Annotated in this window: 16 protein-coding genes; 8 read left to right on the top strand and 8 right to left on the bottom strand. The window is 67.5% G+C overall.

The genetic code is table 11. From position 1 onward, the window contains the following. Positions 1-61: 61 nt before the first annotated feature. A complete protein-coding gene (gene msbA / locus AC1Q6E_RS07815; RefSeq protein WP_296556392.1) occupies positions 62-1,813 on the top strand; it encodes a lipid A export permease/ATP-binding protein MsbA in 1,752 nt (583 codons plus the stop codon). 6 nt (positions 1,814-1,819) lie between these two features. After that, positions 1,820-2,935 (top strand): glycosyltransferase family 9 protein, encoded by a 1,116-nt coding sequence (locus AC1Q6E_RS07810; protein WP_492572515.1) that lies wholly within the window; start codon positions 1,820-1,822, stop codon positions 2,933-2,935. A gap of 4 nt (positions 2,936-2,939) precedes the next feature. On the opposite strand, the gene AC1Q6E_RS07805 is transcribed toward AC1Q6E_RS07810, so the two are convergent. The 5 genes from AC1Q6E_RS07805 to AC1Q6E_RS07785 form a co-directional block, all read right to left on the bottom strand. Further along, complete coding sequence (locus AC1Q6E_RS07805) at positions 2,940-4,106, bottom strand: ABC transporter substrate-binding protein (RefSeq protein ID WP_152796201.1); 1,167 nt, start codon at positions 4,104-4,106, stop codon at positions 2,940-2,942. A 245-nt stretch (positions 4,107-4,351) separates the two neighbouring features. Beyond that, positions 4,352-5,248 carry an MBL fold metallo-hydrolase gene (locus AC1Q6E_RS07800; RefSeq protein WP_296556389.1) on the bottom strand — a complete coding sequence of 299 codons (897 nt, stop codon included), beginning with the start codon at positions 5,246-5,248 and terminating at the stop codon, positions 4,352-4,354. Continuing rightward, complete coding sequence (locus tag AC1Q6E_RS07795) at positions 5,245-5,781, bottom strand: 3-hydroxyanthranilate 3,4-dioxygenase (protein ID WP_152794108.1); 537 nt, start codon at positions 5,779-5,781, stop codon at positions 5,245-5,247. Before AC1Q6E_RS07795 ends, AC1Q6E_RS07800 begins: the two co-directional genes overlap by 4 nt. A 188-nt stretch (positions 5,782-5,969) precedes the next feature. Then, positions 5,970-6,938 carry a LysR substrate-binding domain-containing protein gene (locus tag AC1Q6E_RS07790; protein ID WP_492572514.1) on the bottom strand — a complete coding sequence of 323 codons (969 nt, stop codon included), beginning with the start codon at positions 6,936-6,938 and terminating at the stop codon, positions 5,970-5,972. 47 nt (positions 6,939-6,985) lie between these two features. Continuing rightward, on the bottom strand, positions 6,986-8,443 hold the full coding sequence (locus tag AC1Q6E_RS07785; protein ID WP_296556387.1) for a 2-hydroxymuconic semialdehyde dehydrogenase: 1,458 nt from the start codon (positions 8,441-8,443) through the stop codon (positions 6,986-6,988). 189 nt (positions 8,444-8,632) lie between these two features. On the opposite strand from AC1Q6E_RS07785, the gene AC1Q6E_RS07780 reads away from it, so the two are divergent. From AC1Q6E_RS07780 to AC1Q6E_RS07755, 6 genes are all read left to right on the top strand, one after another. Further along, positions 8,633-9,139 carry a MarR family winged helix-turn-helix transcriptional regulator gene (locus AC1Q6E_RS07780; protein WP_152794102.1) on the top strand — a complete coding sequence of 169 codons (507 nt, stop codon included), beginning with the start codon at positions 8,633-8,635 and terminating at the stop codon, positions 9,137-9,139. Between the two features lie 100 nt (positions 9,140-9,239). Beyond that, positions 9,240-10,061, top strand: coding sequence for a 2-keto-4-pentenoate hydratase (mhpD, locus tag AC1Q6E_RS07775; RefSeq protein ID WP_152794100.1), 822 nt, complete (start codon positions 9,240-9,242; stop codon positions 10,059-10,061). After that, entirely contained in the window at positions 10,058-10,837 is a 780-nt protein-coding gene (locus AC1Q6E_RS07770; RefSeq protein WP_296556384.1) for a 2-keto-4-pentenoate hydratase, read from the top strand. Before mhpD ends, AC1Q6E_RS07770 begins: the two co-directional genes overlap by 4 nt. A 208-nt stretch (positions 10,838-11,045) precedes the next feature. Continuing rightward, positions 11,046-11,993 (top strand): sulfurtransferase, encoded by a 948-nt coding sequence (locus AC1Q6E_RS07765; protein ID WP_152794096.1) that lies wholly within the window; start codon positions 11,046-11,048, stop codon positions 11,991-11,993. A gap of 27 nt (positions 11,994-12,020) precedes the next feature. Then, positions 12,021-13,175 carry a YeeE/YedE thiosulfate transporter family protein gene (locus tag AC1Q6E_RS07760; RefSeq protein ID WP_152794094.1) on the top strand — a complete coding sequence of 385 codons (1,155 nt, stop codon included), beginning with the start codon at positions 12,021-12,023 and terminating at the stop codon, positions 13,173-13,175. Positions 13,176-13,191: 16 nt separating this feature from the next. After that, positions 13,192-13,359 (top strand): hypothetical protein, encoded by a 168-nt coding sequence (locus AC1Q6E_RS07755; RefSeq protein ID WP_296556382.1) that lies wholly within the window; start codon positions 13,192-13,194, stop codon positions 13,357-13,359. A 46-nt stretch (positions 13,360-13,405) separates the two neighbouring features. Here the strand turns inward: AC1Q6E_RS07755 and AC1Q6E_RS07750 are convergent, their stop codons facing one another. Genes AC1Q6E_RS07750 through AC1Q6E_RS07740 form a run of 3 tightly spaced genes read right to left on the bottom strand, consistent with a single transcriptional unit; the run spans position 13,406 to position 16,896 of the window. Next, entirely contained in the window at positions 13,406-14,281 is an 876-nt protein-coding gene (locus AC1Q6E_RS07750; protein WP_296556381.1) for a c-type cytochrome, read from the bottom strand. Positions 14,282-14,328: 47 nt separating this feature from the next. After that, positions 14,329-15,867: a hypothetical protein gene (locus AC1Q6E_RS07745; protein WP_492572513.1), complete on the bottom strand. Its 1,539-nt coding sequence runs from the start codon at positions 15,865-15,867 to the stop codon at positions 14,329-14,331. Positions 15,868-15,924: 57 nt separating this feature from the next. Next, positions 15,925-16,896: a helix-turn-helix transcriptional regulator gene (locus AC1Q6E_RS07740; protein WP_152794088.1), complete on the bottom strand. Its 972-nt coding sequence runs from the start codon at positions 16,894-16,896 to the stop codon at positions 15,925-15,927. Positions 16,897-16,989 lie beyond the last annotated feature (93 nt).

Below are 16,989 nucleotides of genomic sequence, written 5' to 3'. Positions count from 1 at the left end.
GCGGGCCTGCCGCCGCGGGAATGTCGAAGCGGCATTCGGTCAGGCTCCGGAAAATTCCCTCGTGAACTCCCATCCCGTCAAAGCCGACTTGTGGCGCCGCGTTTATACGCGGGTCCTGAAATACTGGAAGGCGCTCGCGCTCGGCATGCTGTTCCTGACAGGGGTGGCGGCGTCGCAGCCGGTCCTGGCGATGCTGATGAAGCCGTTGCTGGACGGCGGCTTCAATGGCCAGAATCCCGACTATGTCTGGAAGATCCCGCTGGCCATCGTCGGTATTTTCCTGGTTCGCGGCGTGCTGAACTTCCTGAGCGATTATCTCCTGGCCTGGTCGGCCAACCATGTGCTGGCCGATCTGCGCGGGGACATGTTCGATCGCCTGTTGCGCCTGCCCGACTCCTATTTCAAGCGCATGGGATCGTCGTTGCTGCTCAATCGGTTCGTGGTGGATGCCGCGGGCGTGATGCAGTTGGCGACCGAGGTCATCACCGTCCTGGTGCGCGAGACGCTGATCGTGGTGTCGCTGGTGTGCGTGCTGCTGTATCTGTCCTGGCAGCTCACGTTGATCGCGCTGGTGGCCTTTCCCTTGTCCACCTTCATCATGCGCGCCATCGCCCGCCGCATCCGCAGGATCAACCGCGAAACCATCGCGATGAACGGCGAGCTGACCCGCATCGTCAGCGAGGCCATCGACGGGCAGCGCGTGATCAAGCTGTTCAGCGGCTACGAGCACGAGGAAGGCCGATTCCTCCAGGTCAATGGCAGGTTGCGCCGCTTTGCCATGCGCAACGCGGTGGCGACGGCGGCGTCGGCGCCCATCACCCAGGCCATCTCCGCGGTCGCCCTGGCCATCGTGGTGGCGACCGCGCTGGGGCAGTCCGGCGCCAACCAGATCACGGTGGGGGGCTTTGCCGCGTTCGTCACGGCCATGCTGCAGATACTGGACCCGCTCAAGCGGTTGGCCAACGTCGCCAGCCCGATGCAACGCATGCTGGTGGCGGCCGAGAGCGTGTTCACCCTGATGGACGAACCGCCCGAGTCGGACGCCGGCACGCGCACGCTGGCGCAGCCGGTGCGCGGCCGCATCGAGTTCGAGCGGGTGTCGCACCGGTTTCCCGAAGCGGCCCGCGATACCCTGACCGGCATTTCCTTCACGGTCGAGCCAGGGCAGACGGTGGCGTTCATCGGCCGGTCGGGCAGCGGCAAGACGACGCTGGTGTCGATGCTGCCGCGCTTCGCCCTGCCGTCCTCGGGGGCGATACGGGTGGATGGGGTGCCGATCGAGGAACTGTCGCTGACCAGCCTGCGCGACGCGATTTCCCTGGTCAGCCAGGACGTGGTGCTGTTCGACGAGACCATCGCGGCGAATGTCAGCTACGGCGCCAATAGCGAACCGTCCGAGCAGGTCATCCGGCAGGCGCTGGCCGACGCCAATCTGCTGGAGTTCGTCGATTCGCTGCCGCAGGGCATGCATAGCCGCGTGGGCGAGAACGCCGCCCGGCTGTCGGGCGGACAGCGGCAGCGCCTGGCTATCGCCCGCGCGCTGATCAAGGATGCGCCCATCCTGATCCTGGACGAGGCCACCTCGGCCCTGGACAACGAATCCGAACGCCAGGTACAGGCCTCGCTGGAGCGGCTCATGAAGGGCCGCACCACCCTGGTCATCGCCCACAGGCTGTCCACCGTCCAGAATGCCGATCGCATCATCGTCCTGGACCAGGGACGGATGGTGGAGGAGGGGGCGCACACCGATCTGCTGGCCGCCGACGGGCTGTATGCCGCGCTCTACAAGATGCAGTTCAGCGAGGCTTCCTGATCCCGGATGAAGCCATTCAAGATAGCGCTCGCCAACGTCTTCGTTGGCATCTACAAGATATTCCTGGGGCGCCCCGGGAGCCGGCAGTCTTTCGACAAAGGACGCGAGTTCGGGAGCATCGCGATATTCTCGACGACGGCCCTGGGGGATCTGCTCATGAATACGCCGGCGATTCGCGCGATCAAGAGCCGGTATCCCGAGGCGGTCATCACGCTTGTTTCCGGCAATCGAACCGCCGGGCTGGTGCGGGGCAGTCCGCATTTCGACAACGTGGTGTATTGGGACCACAAGGCCAAGACCATGCCGCGCGCCATTTCGGCGTTGCGCAAGTTCAGGCCGCAGCTGGCGGTCATCCTCCATTCCAAAGAGCCCTACGATGTCCTGGCGGCGGTTTTCTCCGGCTGCGAACATGTGTTCAAGAACATCGGCCGCGACGAGTCGAATGGCATGGGCAAATGGCTGACCGGGACAACGACCCACGATGGCGGCCATCTGATCCGTTCCAAGCTGGAACTCGTGAAGTTGCTCGGGTGCGACGTGGCGGACCGGACGATGTTCGTGCCTATTCCAGTTCCGCGTCTGGCCAGGCCCGCTGGAAGGGTGGCTGTCGGTTTCCAGCTGGGGACGTCGCAACCGGTGCGTTGCTGGCCGGTTGAGCGGTTCGTGGAACTGGCAAAGAAGATTCTTTCATGTTCGCCGCTTCATGCCATCGTCCTGGTTGGAGACAGCCGGGAGCATGAGTACGAAAATGCGTTCCTCGCGGGCCTGTCGCCCGACGAACGCGAGCGGGTCGAGAGCTACGTGGGAAAGACCTCGCTGCCGCAGTTGACGGCCGTGGTCGACAGCATGGACGTATTGGTTACCGGGGATACCGGGACCATGCATCTGGCAATCGCCTTGAAGGTCAGGACGGTCAGCCTGTTCGTGACGGCGGACCCCAGACAGACCGGACCCTATCAGGACGACCACCTGCACCAGGTGATATATGTCCCTTTCAAGCCAGATGATTTCAATCCCGCGCAGCGCGATCGACCCATGAGCGTCATCGGCTGCGACGAGGTGCTGGAAAAAATCCTGATTGCGACAGCCGGGCCGGTGCCCGTGGAGCGGACACCGGCCTGACCGCCTACTTCATCTGGCACTCGCCCGCGTACGAGTCCTTGCTGTGTTCGTAGATCACGCCCTTGGTCACGAACGCCGGCTTGCCGTTCGCGTCCTTGGCCACGTCGACCCGATAGAACGGTGCGATCGGGAACTGGTTGGTGTTGAACGCGAAGGAACCGCGCACGGAGTCGAACTTGGCCTCGCGCAGGGCCGCGCGGAACGCGGGCTTGTCCGAGACGTTGCCCTTGGTCTTGGCCAGGGCCGAGGCGATCAGGCTGGCGGCATCGTAGGATTGCGCCGCGTACATCGAGGGTTCGCGGTTGTACTTCTTGCGGAAAGCATCGGCGAATTTCTTGTTGGCCGGATTGTCCAGGTCGGGCGAGTAAGGCGCCGCCGTGACCGCGCCCAGCGCCGCGTCCTGCAGGGCGGGCAGCGTGGAGCCGTCGATGGTGGACGTCGACAGCATGCGGATCTTGTCGAACATGCCGGCCTGCCGGTACTGCTTGACGAAGTTCACGCCCATGCTGCCCGGGTAGAACGTATAGATGGCCTCGGGCTTGCTGGCGGCCAGCGCGGAGATCTCGACCGAGTAGTCGGGCTGGTTGACCTGGGTGAAGGTCTCGCCCACCACCTGGCCCTTGAAGGTCCGCTTGAAGCCTTCCATGGCGTCCTTGCCGGCCTGGTAGTTGGCCGCCAGCAGCTGGATCTTCTTGATGCCCATCTTGTTGGCGAGTTCGCCGCCGGCCTCGTGCAACTGGTCGTTGTTCCACGAGGTGGAGAAGAAGTAGGGCGAGCAGCCCTTGCCCGTGATCGGGGTGGGGCCGGCGTTCGAGCCGACCAGGAAGACCTCGGCGCTGGTGATGGGGCGATGGACCGCCATCATGACGTTCGAATAGATCAGGCCGGTGATGAGGGGCACCTTGTCGCGCTCCAGCAACTGGCGCACGACCTGCAGGCCGACCTCGGGCTTCATCTGGTCGTCTTCCTTGAGGATTTCGACGTCGACGCCGCCCAGCTTGCCCTTGCCCTGTTCCACGGCCAGCATGAAGCCGTCGTACTGGTCCTGGCCCAGCACCGAACCCGGACCGGACAGCGTGGAGACAAAGCCGATCTTGACGGCGGCGAAGGAGGGGACGGCGAAGGCTGCTTGCAGTATCGATGCGATGGCTATCAGTTTGGCGGTTTTCATGCGGACTCCTGGCTTGCCTGCTGGGTGGAAGGGGCCGGACCTCCGGCTCCCCGGGGTACTGCAGTCGGCGCGATGCTCGGACGCGGGGAGGTGATTATTGTTACATCCGCGGCCACCGCGCACTGAGGGGAAATTCCCCTTGACCATCGCGCTCCCGGCGGTGCGTCCGTCCGTCCGGCGCGTCGCAGGCGCCGGGATCGGGCGCAGCGGCGCCATGGGAGTTTTCTTCGCTTTACGTTTTAAGTTTAAAGTAATTTTTGGAATTCGAAACGAAATTCGTGTTCGTCTTCCGGCGCCGCGCGGCGGATGTGGCCGGCGGTGGGGGCGGGGAAGTGGGCGGGCAGGATCAGCGTGCCGTCCCGGGCGCAGGCTTCCAGCAGCGATTGCCGGGTGCGGCGGGCGTGGTCGGGGTCGGCGCAGAAGCGCGTGCTCCAGTGGGGATAGCAGCACTGCAGCGGGTGGTGGAAGGCGTCGCCGGTCAGCAGGACGCGCTGGTCCGCCCCCAGGATCTCGACGGCCACGTGGCCGGGCGTGTGTCCGGGCGCGGGGACCAGGCGGATGGCCTCGTCGATGCGGTGGTCCATGTCGACCAGGTCGGCCAGGCCGGCCTCGAACACGGGCAGGACCGAGTCGCCCACGTAGTCGCCGGTGCGCACGAGGCCGGGATGGCCCTCGTGTTCCTTCCAGTAGGCCCATTCCTCGTGGGTGAAGAGATAGCGCGCGTTGGGGAAGGTGGGCACCCAGGCCCCGTCCACCCGCCGCGTGTGCCAGCCCACGTGGTCGACGTGGAGGTGGGTGGAGACGACGACGTCGATGTCCTCGGGGCGCACGCCGGTCGCTTCCAGGCGATCCAGCCAGCCCCAGTGCTGCTGGTCGAAGTCGGGGCGGGCCCGCGCCTTGCAATCGCCCACGCAGGTGTCCACCAGGATCAGGCGGCCGCGGCTTTTCAGCAGGAAAGACTGGATCGAGATGACCAGCCGGTCGGAGGCGGGGTCGTAGAACCGCGGGGCCAGCCAGTCGAGATTGGCCTGGATGGCCTCGGGGGTTGAGTCCGGGAAGATTTCGGCGGGCCGCAGCAGCGGGCCCTCGGCCTCGACGAGGCGGGTGAGTTCGACCCCGCCGAAGTCGAACCGTGCCGTCATGCGGCGCCCGGGATGTGCTTGCCGGGATGCACCGTGCCGCACGAGGGGCAGCGGCGTTTGTCTTCGCTGGCGTAGAAAGCCTCGAACAGCGGCGGCAGGTCGGTCACGATGCTCTTGAGCTGGACCTCGACGCGGTGCACCAGGTGACCGCAATGCAGGCAGTACCACTCGAAGCCGTCCAGCAGGCCTTCGGGGCGCTGGCGTTCGATGACGAGACAGGCACTGCCGGTCTCGGGGCGCTGCGGGGAGTGGCGCATGTGCGGAGGCAGGAGGAATATGTCGCCTTCCTTCAGGTCCACGCGCTCTTCCTTGCCTTCCACCCAGAGCTTCAGGTAGGCATTGCCCCGGATCTGGTAGAAGAATTCCTCCAGCGGATCGTCATGGTAGTCGGTGCGGTGGTTGGGGCCGCCGACCACGGTGACGATGAAGTCGGAGTCCTGCCAGATCTGCTGGTTGCCGACCGGCGGCTTGAGCAGATGGGCATTGTCGTCGATCCATTTCTGGAAGTTGAGCGGAAGACCGTATTTGTACATGGTGCTCTCGTTGGGTCGGTAGGTCTGCGCCCGCGGAGCGGGCTCCCGCGCCGGGATGAGGCGGTCGTGGCCTATCGTAGGCTAATTGCAGTCTATGTGAGCCATGCGCCCCACGAGAAATAGAAGTTGGCGCCCGGGGTATGCGCATTGGCTATGGCGCTTTGGGGCCCTGCGCTTCGAGGGAAGCGTCAGGAGGCCGCGGGGCGTCGGACATCGCAGATGCGATGCAGGTATTCGATCAGGTGCTGGCTGGCGGGCGTGAGCTGCCGGTTCGCCCGCACCGAGTAGCCCACGCGCCCGAACAGGCCGAATTCGGCCAGGGGGAGGAGTTTGAGCAGCCCGTGGTCCAGGAACTGCGCGGCGGCGTCCTGCGGCATCAGGGCGATGGCCTCGCCGCGCAGCAGGATGCCCAGGTTGGTCAGCAGCGACAGCGATTCGATGTGGCGGGGCGGGATGCCCAGCCCGGTGCGGTGGAAGGTCTGCTCCACCGCGGAGCGCAGCGGCGATTCGGCGGACGGCAGGATCCAGGGCAGCTCCATCAACTGGCCCAGTTCCAGGTTTTCCGCGCGCGCCAGCGGATGGTGGGCGCCGACGACGGCGTGCAGCTTTTCCTCGTACAGCGTGTGGTGGGTGAGCGGATAGGCATAGCCCAGCGCGATGTCGCGCTCGGGCAGGCGCCCCACGACGATGTCGAGGTCGCCCGTGGCCAGCGCGGGAAAGAGTTGCGACGAGGGGCCTTCGGAGACGGTGACGCGGATGCCCGGGTGCTCCCGCATCAGCATCGAGATCGCCTCGGGCAGCAGCTTGGCCGACGCCGCGATCAGGGTGCCGACGATGACGTGCCCGCTTTCCCCGGTCAGCGCGGCATTGAGCTCGTCGGTCATGTAGCGCAGCTCGGCCATCAGCGTCTTGACCCGCCGGCCCAGCAGGTGCGCCAGCTCGGTCGGGACCACGCCGCGGTTGGACCGCTCGAACAACGGCGCGCCCACGAACTTCTCCAGCTCGTAGATGGCCTTGGTGACGCTGGGCTGCGTCAGGTTCAGCTCATTGGCGGCGCGCGACAGCGACCGGCGCTCGAGCACCCGCTCGAAGATCTGCAATTGATGCAGCTTGAGCTTGTGCCCCAGCGCATTGGGAGTCAGACGGAAATTGGACATGGCGGCCGCAGGGGACATTCCCCCGCGATTATCGCCCATTCCCACTCTTACAGCTTCACGCAGACGTTGGTCGGTTCGGTATAGAAATGCAGCGAGTGCCGGCCGCCTTCGCGCCCGATGCCCGACAGGCCGCTGCCGCCGAAGGGCGTGCGCAGGTCGCGCAGGAACCAGCAGTTCACCCATGCCAGGCCCACCTGCATGGCCTGGGCCACGCGATGGCCGCGGGTCAGGTTGGTGGTCCAGACGGCCGCCGCCAGTCCGTAGTGGGTGTCGTTGGCCAGTTGGATGGCTTCTTCTTCGGTATCGAAGGGGGCGATGTGGCAGACCGGGCCGAACACTTCTTCCTTGATGCAGCGGGCGGTCTCGGGCAGGCCGGTCCAGATGGTCGGCTGGATGTAGGCGCCCTGGTCACGCTCGTCGCCGAAGGTCGGCACGCCGCCGCCGGTGACTACCGTGGCGCCTTCCTCGACCGCCAGGCGCAGGTAGGACAGCACCTTCTCGCGGTGTTCATGCGACACCAGCGGACCCATGGTGGTGGCGGTGTCCATGGGGCGGCCCAGCACCAGCTTTTCGGCTTCCAGCTTCAGGGCGGCGACGAAGCGGTCGTAGATCGGCCGCTGGACGTAGACGCGTTCGGTGCACAGGCAGACCTGGCCGCAGTTGGCGAAGACCGAGCGGGCCACGCCGGCGACGGCCGCGTCGAAGTCGGCGTCCTCGAACACCAGCGCGGCGTTCTTGCCGCCCAGTTCGAACGATACCGGCTTCACGCCCGGCGCGACCGCCTTCATGATGGTGCTGCCGGTGGCCGATTCGCCGGTGAAGGTGATGCCGTCGATGTCCGGGTGGGTGGTGATGAATTCACCGGCCGAGTTCGGCCCGAAACCGTGGACCACGTTGAACACGCCGGCGGGCAGGCCGACCTCGGCCGCCACTTCGGCCAGCAGGGTGGCGGTGGAGGGCGTGACCTCGGAAGGCTTGGCCACCACGGTGTTGCCGAAGGCCAGCGCGGGCGCGACCTTCCAGGTGAACAGCAGCAGCGGCAGGTTCCACGGCGAGATCACGCCCACCACGCCCAGCGGCTTGCGGTAGGCGTAGTTCAGCGCCTGCCGTCCGTCCGGGGTGTCGGTCATGAAGCTTTCCATGTCCAGCGTGCGGGCGATCTCGGCGAAGGCCCGGAAGTTCGCCGCGCCGCGCGGGATGTCGATCTGGCCGGCCCAGCCCACGGGCTTGCCGGTGTCGCCGATCTCGGCCGCCAGGAAGTCGTCGAAGCGGCGTTCGATGCCGTCGGCCAACGCGTACAGGTAATCGGTGCGCTGGTTGACCGGCAGGGCCGCCCAGGCCGGCAGGGCCTGGCGCGCCGCCGCCACGGCGGCGTTCACCTGGTCGCGGCTGGCTTCGTGCACGCGCGCCACCAGTTCCCCATTGGCGGGGTTGAGTTTGTCGAAGGTGCGGATGCCGTCTTCGAAGCGGCCGCCGATGAAGTTGCGCAGGGATTTGACCGACATGGTGCTGGGTTCCGTTGGGGTTATAGTACGTATACGTCATAATATAGTGGAAACCAGCGCGATCGGTCCATCCCCCGGGGCCATAACAACTTCGGTGCCAGCCATAACCGGTTCGAAGAATGGCCAGGGGGCCCGGCTGCCGGGCGCGCGACATCAGTTAAGATCTCAGGTCCGCTCCGGCCCGCCATCATGAATCGACCTACCGCCCTGCGGCGCCAGCCCGCCGCACCGTCTCCCGAACCGGAAACCGTGCCTTGCACGGACGCCGTGCGGGCGTTCGAACTGACGGACGTCGTGTCGCATCTGTTGCGGCGCGCGCATTTCCGGGCCGAGGCGCTGTTCATGCAGACCTTCCACGACGAGGACCTGACGCCGCGCCAGAAGGCGCTGCTGATCACCGTCTGCAAGCATCCCGGCGCCACGCAGAACCAATTGGCCGAGGACATCGCGCTGGACCGCAATTCGCTGGCCGACATGATCAACCGCCTGGTGCGCAAGGGATACCTGCGGCGCCGGCGCTCGGCCGACGACAAGCGCGCCTATGCCGTCACCATCACGCAGGCGGGCGTGGATGTGCTCGAGCGCGTGCTGCCCCGCGACAAGGACGTCGAGGACGCCATCATCGCGGCCCTGCCGCCCGAGTACCGGGCGCTGTTCGTCAAATGCCTCAAATTGATGGCGGGGGTGGGGCCATGATCGGCCGCCATTGTCCAGGCACAGGTTTCTCCCGTATATTTGTACGTATACGGCATAAAGGTGTTTTTCTCTTTTCTTCAACTTCCAAACAGGACTACCCATGGGGCAGATAGGACAAGGGGGCGTCGCCGCCGAGGCGATCGCCGGGCTTGCGCAGCGCCTGCGCAGTGCTCATGAAAGCCGCGTCGCGATCGATCCGATCCGCGATCAATTGCCGGCCGGCGACCTGGACGCCGCGTACGCGGTGCAACAGGCCAATACCGACCACTGGATCAAGCAGGGCCGCCGGCTCGTGGGCCGCAAGATCGGCCTGACCTCCAAGGCGGTGCAGGCGCAGCTGGGCGTGGACCAGCCCGACTACGGCATGCTGTTCGCCGACATGTCGGTGTGCGACGGCGAGGAAGTGCCGCTGTCGACCCTGATCCAGCCCAAGGTGGAAGCCGAGATCGCCTTCGTCATGGAGCGCGACCTGGCCCAGCCCATGGCCACCATGGCTGAACTGATTTCCGCCGTGGCCTACGCCGTGCCGGCCATCGAGATCGTCGACAGCCGCATCGCCAACTGGAAGATCAGCATCGTCGACACCATCGCGGACAACGCCTCGTCGGGCCTGTTCGTGCTGGGCAACCGGCCGGTCAGGCTGGGCGACTTCGACGCCCGCCTGTGCGGCATGGTCATGGAGCGCAACGGCGACCAGGTCTCGATCGGCGCCGGCGCCGCCTGCCTGGGCCATCCCTTGAACGCCGCCCTGTGGCTGGCGCGCAAGATGGCCGAGCGCGGCAATCCGCTGCGTGCCGGCGACGTGGTGCTGAGCGGTGCGCTGGGTCCGATGGTCGCGGTGCAAGGAGAGGAAATTCTGGAAGCGCGCATCGCCGGTCTCGGTTCGGTGCGCGCGGTGTTTGGCGCCAAGGAGCAAGCATGAGCGGTCCGCTGTTGTCCCTACCCGAAGTGGCCCGCGAGCTGGACGAAGCCGCCAGCACGCCGCACGCCGCCGAACAGTTCGTGGAGCGCCGCCCGCTCACGCTGGCCGAGGCCTACGAAGTGCAGCGCATGCTGATCCAGCGCCGCGTCGACCGCGGCCATCGCCGCATCGGCATGAAGATGGGCTTCACCAGCCGCGCCAAGATGGTCCAGATGGGCGTGCACGACATGATCTGGGGCCGCCTGACGCATGACATGCGCGTGGACGAGGGCGGCGAGCTCAAGCTGTCGACCCGCGTGCATCCGCGCGTCGAGCCCGAGATCGCTTTCCTGCTGCGCAAGCCGCTGTCGGGCATGGTGTCGCCGATCGAGGCCCTGGACGCCGTCGAGGCCATCGCGCCCGCGCTGGAAATCATCGACTCGCGCTACAAGGCCTTCAAGTTCTCGCTGGAAGACGTGGTGGCGGACAATGCCTCGTCGTCGGGCGTGGTGCTGGGAGCCTGGCACAAGCCCAGCATCGACTTCTCCAACCTGGGCCTGATCATGTCGTGCAACGGCAAGGCCCAGCAGGTCGGCACCACCGGCGCCATCCTGGGCCATCCCGTGCGTTCGCTGGTCGCGGCCGCGCGCCTGGTGGCGCAGGCGGGCGAGATCCTGCCCGAGGGCTCCATCGTGATGGCCGGCGGCGCCAGCGCCGCCGAGGCCCTCGTGGCCGGTACCTGGGTCGAACTCGAGATGCAGAATCTCGGTCGCGTGGGCTTCCACGTAACGGCCTGAGGCGGCTCCCCGCCGCTGCCGGGCAGCTCCGGTCGGGGCTGCCCGACGCCCTGGCCTGCGCTCTCCGGGCGTATGGCCAGGAGCTATATTTCCCTTGTTTCTATATAACTTTGTGTTATGTGGATATGGGGACTTGGTCTGAACCAGCCACTGGCCAGGTCTTAGAATTCTCAGGATGCCCACCCCCTGCGCGCCGCGCGCAACCATCATGAGAATCCTCGCCGTCCTTTCCGCCTGGCTGGTCGCGCTTGCCGCGCAAGCCGGGGCCCATGCAGCGTCCCCCATCCTGTCGCCCGACGAACTGAAGGCGGCGCTGGCCTCGCCCTCGGTCACGGTCATCGATATCCGGCCGCCCGCCGACTACCTGCAAGGCCACATCCCCGGTGCGCTGTCCGCCCCCTATGGCTCGTGGCGCGGCCCGGCCAACAGCCCCGGCACGCTGCCGCCGCTGGACAAGCTGACCACCCAGGTGCGCAAGCTCGGGCTGACGCCCGAGCGCCACGCCGTGGTGGTGTCCTCGGGCGCGGACGTGACGGACTTCGGCGCCGCCGCCCGCGTGTACTGGACGCTCAAGTACCTGGGCCTGACCCAGTTGTCCATCCTGAACGGCGGCGTGCAGGCCTGGCAGCAGGCGCAGCAGCCGCTGAGCCAGAACGCGCCGGCCCTGCCCGTGCCCAGCCGCTACGAGCCCAGGCTGAACACCGCCATCAAGGCCACCCAGGCCGACGTGCTGGCGGGTACCCAGGGCGGCGACACCCGCTTGATCGACGCGCGCCCCAAGAATTTTTTCGAAGGCCTGGTCAAGGCGCCGACGGCCTCCGTGCCCGGCACCATACAGGGTGCGAAGAACGTCCCGCACAGCGTCTGGTTCGCCCCCGGCAGCACGCAGATCGTCTCGGCAGCCGAGGCCCGCGCCATTGCCGCCCGGGAGTTCCCGGACGCAGGCGGCGACAACATCGCGTTTTGCAACACCGGCCACTGGGCCGCCACCGACTGGTTCGCGCTGTCCGAACTCGCGGGCCTGCCGCACGTGCGCATGTACCCGGAATCCCTGGCCGACTGGACCAACGCGGACCAGGCCCTGCCCATGGACAACGCGCCGGGCCGGGCCAGCCAGATTTCGGAAAAATTCAAGAAGTTGTTCGGCAACTCGTGACGCGCCGGCCGTAAAGGAATTCCCCTGATGCAAACGACGCTTTCCCAGGCGGGCTCGCCCGCCATCGCTGCCTCCGCGTCCTCCGCGCTTGGCCATGCCCGCTGGCCGCTGACGGCCGCCATCCTGCTGGCCGTGCTGGCGCTGGCCTGGTTCGTGACCGTGCGCCAGTCGGTGCTGTTCGTCATCGGCATCGGCATGGGCGGCTTGCTGGCCGGCGCGCGCTTCGGCTTCACCACCGGCTGGCGCCGGCTGATCGAGGCCCGCGACGCCAGCGGCGTGTTCGCCCAGATCGTGCTGCTGGCCGTGGCGGCGGCCATTTCCATTCCGTTGCTGGCGAAATTCCCCGGCGACCTGGCCGCGGCCCTGGGGCCTCCCAGCATCAGCCTGCTGATCGGCGCGTTCGTGTTCGGTATCACGATGCAGATCGCCGACGGCTGCGGGTCGGGCACGCTGTACAAGGCCGGGTTGGGCATTCCGCTGAACATGGGCGTGCTGCCGTTGTTCGCGCTGGGCAGCTTCCTGGGATCCGTGCATCTGCATGGCTGGTTGTCGCTGGGCGCCGTCGCGCCGGTCAGCCTGGTCCGCGACTGGGGGGCGGGGGGCGCGCTGGCGGCGACGTTCGCCGGTCTCGCCGTGTTTGGCCTGGCGGCCTGGGTCTGGAGCCGCAAGGGCGGCGCGGCCGCTCCCGCGTTGTGGAACCGCAAGCTGCTCCTGGCCGGCATCGGCCTCGCCTTGCTGGCGGTCGCCAACCTGGTGGTGGCGGGCCAGCCCTGGGGCGTCGTCTACGGTTTCGGACTGTGGGCGGCCAAGGTGGCGACGGCGGCCGGCGTGTTCGACCCCGCCGCCAACGCCTTCTGGGGCCAGGCCGGCAACCTGCGAACGCTGGACCAGAGCGTGTTCCTGGACGTCACCTCGATCACCAACATCGGCATCATGGCCGGCGCGCTGTGGATCGCCGCGCGCAAGCCGTCCAGCGGCAAGCCGCTGACGGGTCGCCAGTGGGCGGCGGTGCTGGTCGCGGGTTTCCTGCTGGGCTACAGCTCGCGGCTGGCGTTCGGCTGCAACGTGGGGGCCATGGTCAGCGGCATTTCGACCGGCAGCCTGCACGGCTGGATCTGGGTCGTGCTGGCGTTCGCCGGCTCGTTGATCGGCGTGCGCCTGCGCCGCCGCCTGGGCGTTTGAACGGGAGGACATGGACATGACTGCCTCCCGTACTTCCGCCGTCCTGCTGTTCTGGGCCGTGCTGATCGTCTTCTTCGCCTGGGACTGGACCCACGCCAGCCCGGTCAACCACCGGAAGGAACCCGCCATCCTGGCCATCGGCTCGGGCCAGGCGCCCAGCGGCGGGCACTGCTCGGCGTTCTGATCCGACCGCCCCGGGGAGCCGGCCGGACGAGGCGGGCTCCCGCGGTTCATCGGGCCGTCAGGTACAGATGCAGTGCCCTCACGTCGGTTTCGCTCATCTGCGCCAAGGAGTCGAACGGCATGACCTGCACGGCCGAGCCATCCGGCCGCTTGCCGCTGCGGAACATGGCGATCAGCGAGTCGGCGTCGGGGTAGTGGTCCATCACGCTGCCCTCGCCGGCGGCAAGCCGGGCGGCGGGCGGCCAGTCGGGCGCGCCGCCGCGTATCTTGCCGCCCACCAGGCCCACGCCGTGGCAACCCACGCACATGCTGGCGACGTATTCGCCATGCCGCAGCGTCACGCCTTCGGGCACCGCCTGCCGTGGCGGTTTCGCGTGGTCGATGCGCGATGCGGCGTCGGGGATCGCGCCGAAGCCATACATGGCCTTCATCGGCAGCGGCAGCTCGACGATCGCGGTCCGTCCGGATTGCGGCGGCAATGAACGGAGATAGGCCACGATCGCGGCGAGATCGTCGTCGGTGAAGCCGTTGTAGTCTTCGCTGGGCATCATCATCAGCGCGCGTCCCTGCGGGGTCACGCCGTGGCGGATGGTGCGCACCCAGTCCACGGGCTGGTAGGCGCCCGCCACGCCGGCGGGTGTGATGTCGGGGCCTGCCAGGGTCAGGCCGCCGCCTTGCGCGAACGTCCGGCCGCCGCCGTTGCCGCCGTGGCAGTCCGCGCAGCCTCGCGAGGCGTAAAGATAGCGCCCCCGTTCCAGGACCGTGGCTTCGTCGCGGTAGGCCACGGCGTGTACCGGTACGTCCACCCGGCGGTGCATGCGCCACTCGGCAAGCAGCAGACCGGTGGCGACCGCCAGGGCAGCCAGCGCTGCGGGCGCGCCCAGGGCGATGCCCAGCAGGCGCAGCCATCGTTGGTGTTTCATGGGAAGTTCCTCGTCAAGGGCAAGGCCCGGTGCGGGGCATGGCGGCTTCAGTACGTCATGCGGTGAACGATCCAGCGCACGGCGGCCCGGCCGTCCGAGACGCCGTAACCCAGGCCGCCGGGAGCGTAGGTGCCGATGGCGCCGGCCACATCGCGCAGCGGCATTTGCTTGTAGCCGCCGATGCCGTCGAGACGGTCGATGGGAACGAAGCCGCCGAAGGCGAAGCTGCCGACTTCAGTGACACGGGGCGGATCGTGGGGTTTGCCGCTGCTGGCCAGCACGGCGACCCGTCCGCCGAAGTGGTAGGTGCAGTCGCCGTAGTTGACCACCAGCTGGGCTCCGCTGGACCGGTCGGCATCGATGCCGCTGCCGATGGCGGGGACGCCGCTGCCGGACAGCCGCCAGGTGTCGTCGCTCTTGGCGATCAGGTCGTTCAGGAAGGCGGTGCCTTGGGTGGTCAGCGCCTGCCAGGCACCCTGGAGATCGTTCTGGTAGACGCTCTGCAATTCACCGCGGATGGCGCCGGATTGATGAAGAGAGGTGTGCCCTTCCGGTCCGGGGCCATCGTAGCGATATTCCAGTTCGAGTTCGAAGTGCAGCGACGCGGTGTCCCGCATCCAGCGGCAATCGTGGTACTTGGTGACGAGCACGTTCGAGACCAGCGTGACGGGCGGGACGCCCGGCGCCAGTTCCTGGTAGCGCACGGATACCGCCACGGGATTGCGCGCGGGTACCGCCACGGGCGCGTCGAAGCGCGCGCGATGCGGGATCTCGCTAGGTCCGGGATGCGTGAGCGGAATTTCGGTGATGGTGCCGAACGAGTACCCGCCGCCGGTGACGCCGTTGACGGCCCAGCCGGACAGTTCGCCCACCGCCGCGGGCTGCTCGACGCAGGCATCCAGCGTGGCAGTGATGCCATCGCCATCGGCCTCGGCCGCGCAGGTCACCAGCGAGAGATCGATCGACTCCGCTACGGGGACGGTGGCCGTGCCCGGCCGCAGCTGCGCCCCGGCGACGATCGCCCAGTCGCTGAAGTGCGTGGTCTGTATCTCCAGCGTACGTGCGGCTTCGTCACGCACGGGCCGCAGGTGGACATGCCACCGTCCCTGGTCGTCCTGGGTGGCGATGCTCATGGCTCCCAGCGCGCTGCCCTGCAGCATGGCCTCGTCGACCCGGAAGCGCAGCGCCATGGGCGTGATGCCATGCAGGCCCTCCGGTGTGATGCGGTAGGCCCGGCCGCGGCCGCCGTGGGCGGTGTTGGCGATGGGCTGGATCGCCACCTCCGTGGGGTGAGCGAACGCGCCGGGCGGCACGCTGATCTGGAGCAGGCCGTCGGCGCTCGTCAAGGTGCCGCCCATGGTGCCGATGCTGGCCGAGGTGGAGAGGCCCTCGGGCGCGCCGGCGGGGGTGGCCTGGAGGTCGGTGGGCTCGGACGGCGCGGAGGGTGGTTCACCTGGCCGGGGAGCCGCCGCGGATGATGGGGCTTCGCCGCCGCCGCAGGCGGAAAGCAGCCAGGCGGCGCTGGCGAGGGCTGCCACCGCACGGCGCGGCGAAAGACAGGAAATGAGGTCGAACATGGCGGGCATGGGGCGATAGTGGGAATGCCCGGATGTTCGTCCTTTGCCGCGGCCGCCGGTAGACCTCTATTTGGGTACCGCCTTGTCGGGTGCCGGGCTCAGGTAGGGCCGCAGTTCCTCCGGATGCTGGCGCAGGTAATGCAACAGCGTGCGGCGCTTCTCGGGGCCGCGCGCACCGGTGTCGGCTTCGTTGCCGGCCAGGCCGTCGAACAGGCTGGGCATGGCCTGCAGCGAACGCTGCTGTGCCGAGCGCCAGAGTTTTTTCACGCCATGCAGCGACATGCCCAGTTCATCGCCGATTTCCTCGTCCGTGAGTTGCGTGACCGCCAGCCGCAGCAGCCGGCGTTCGGCGGCCGAGAAGCCAAAGCGCGGCGGAGTGAACTGGAAGGCATCGCGCACGGGCGAACCCGGCAGCAGGCGCGCGGCTTCGTCGCGGCTGAGGCCGTAGAGTTCGGGGACGCCTTCTTGCCCGCGTGCCGTGCGGGCGCGAAAGCCCATGCTTTGCAAGTAGGCCACCTGTTCGCCCAGGCCTTCCTGGTAGAGGTGCTGCAGGCGGTAGCCCGCGTGTGCCTGGCGGAATCTTGTCATGGCCACGCCCAGCATCTCCACCGTGTCGGGGTTGGCCAGATCCTTGAGCACCTGTTCGTAGTGCAGGACGAGAAAGGCGACTTCCCCGCGGCCGCTCAGGCGCGCGAGCTCCTTGTCGGAAGGCGGTTGATAGCGTCCGTCGGCCAGCGCGGCATAAAGCGCCGCCGACGCGAAGGGCGGCGGCGAGTGGGCCAGGCGCTGCCGCCATTCGCCGTCGAGCGCGATCGCCATGCCCAGGCCCACCAGGCGTTGTCCGGGCGGCCGATTCAGGTCTTCGATGACGTCGGCGTTGAAACCGCTCTGGCCGAGCAGGCGGGTCCAGACCACCGGCAGCGCGGCGCGCAATGAAGGGGCCAGGGGCAACCAGGCAGGCACCAGGGCTTGCGCCTCGGCAAGGTCCGCATGGCCCAGCAGGCGGCCATGCAGGCGCTGGCCGGAACCGTCGAGCATCGAATTTTCTCCCAAGTGCAACTTTCATGCATATGCAATAAAGTTGCATTAATATCGGTTCTGAGCAAGAATTCCGGTCGCGGCAGGGCACGG

The organism is Pigmentiphaga sp. MLSB6-MA01, from assembly GCF_058793475.1.
Note: the sequence above shows the minus strand (reverse complement) of the source record. Positions and strands in the feature narration are given on the sequence as shown.

Bases quoted from the DNA above. Each gene is read 5' to 3' on its own strand.
- AC1Q6E_RS07810 (WP_492572515.1), top strand. From the start codon at position 1,820: ATGAAGCCATTCAAGATAGCGCTCGCCAACGTCTTCGTTGGCATCTAC.
- AC1Q6E_RS07805 (WP_152796201.1), bottom strand. From the start codon at position 4,106: ATGAAAACCGCCAAACTGATAGCCATCGCATCGATACTGCAAGCAGCC.
- AC1Q6E_RS07800 (WP_296556389.1), bottom strand. From the start codon at position 5,248: ATGACGGCACGGTTCGACTTCGGCGGGGTCGAACTCACCCGCCTCGTC.
- AC1Q6E_RS07795 (WP_152794108.1), bottom strand. From the start codon at position 5,781: ATGTACAAATACGGTCTTCCGCTCAACTTCCAGAAATGGATCGACGAC.
- AC1Q6E_RS07790 (WP_492572514.1), bottom strand. From the start codon at position 6,938: ATGTCCAATTTCCGTCTGACTCCCAATGCGCTGGGGCACAAGCTCAAG.
- AC1Q6E_RS07785 (WP_296556387.1), bottom strand. From the start codon at position 8,443: ATGTCGGTCAAATCCCTGCGCAACTTCATCGGCGGCCGCTTCGAAGAC.
- AC1Q6E_RS07780 (WP_152794102.1), top strand. From the start codon at position 8,633: ATGAATCGACCTACCGCCCTGCGGCGCCAGCCCGCCGCACCGTCTCCC.
- mhpD (WP_152794100.1), top strand. From the start codon at position 9,240: ATGGGGCAGATAGGACAAGGGGGCGTCGCCGCCGAGGCGATCGCCGGG.
- AC1Q6E_RS07770 (WP_296556384.1), top strand. From the start codon at position 10,058: ATGAGCGGTCCGCTGTTGTCCCTACCCGAAGTGGCCCGCGAGCTGGAC.
- AC1Q6E_RS07765 (WP_152794096.1), top strand. From the start codon at position 11,046: ATGAGAATCCTCGCCGTCCTTTCCGCCTGGCTGGTCGCGCTTGCCGCG.
- AC1Q6E_RS07760 (WP_152794094.1), top strand. From the start codon at position 12,021: ATGCAAACGACGCTTTCCCAGGCGGGCTCGCCCGCCATCGCTGCCTCC.
- AC1Q6E_RS07755 (WP_296556382.1), top strand. From the start codon at position 13,192: ATGACTGCCTCCCGTACTTCCGCCGTCCTGCTGTTCTGGGCCGTGCTG.
- AC1Q6E_RS07750 (WP_296556381.1), bottom strand. From the start codon at position 14,281: ATGAAACACCAACGATGGCTGCGCCTGCTGGGCATCGCCCTGGGCGCG.
- AC1Q6E_RS07745 (WP_492572513.1), bottom strand. From the start codon at position 15,867: ATGCCCGCCATGTTCGACCTCATTTCCTGTCTTTCGCCGCGCCGTGCG.
- AC1Q6E_RS07740 (WP_152794088.1), bottom strand. From the start codon at position 16,896: ATGCTCGACGGTTCCGGCCAGCGCCTGCATGGCCGCCTGCTGGGCCAT.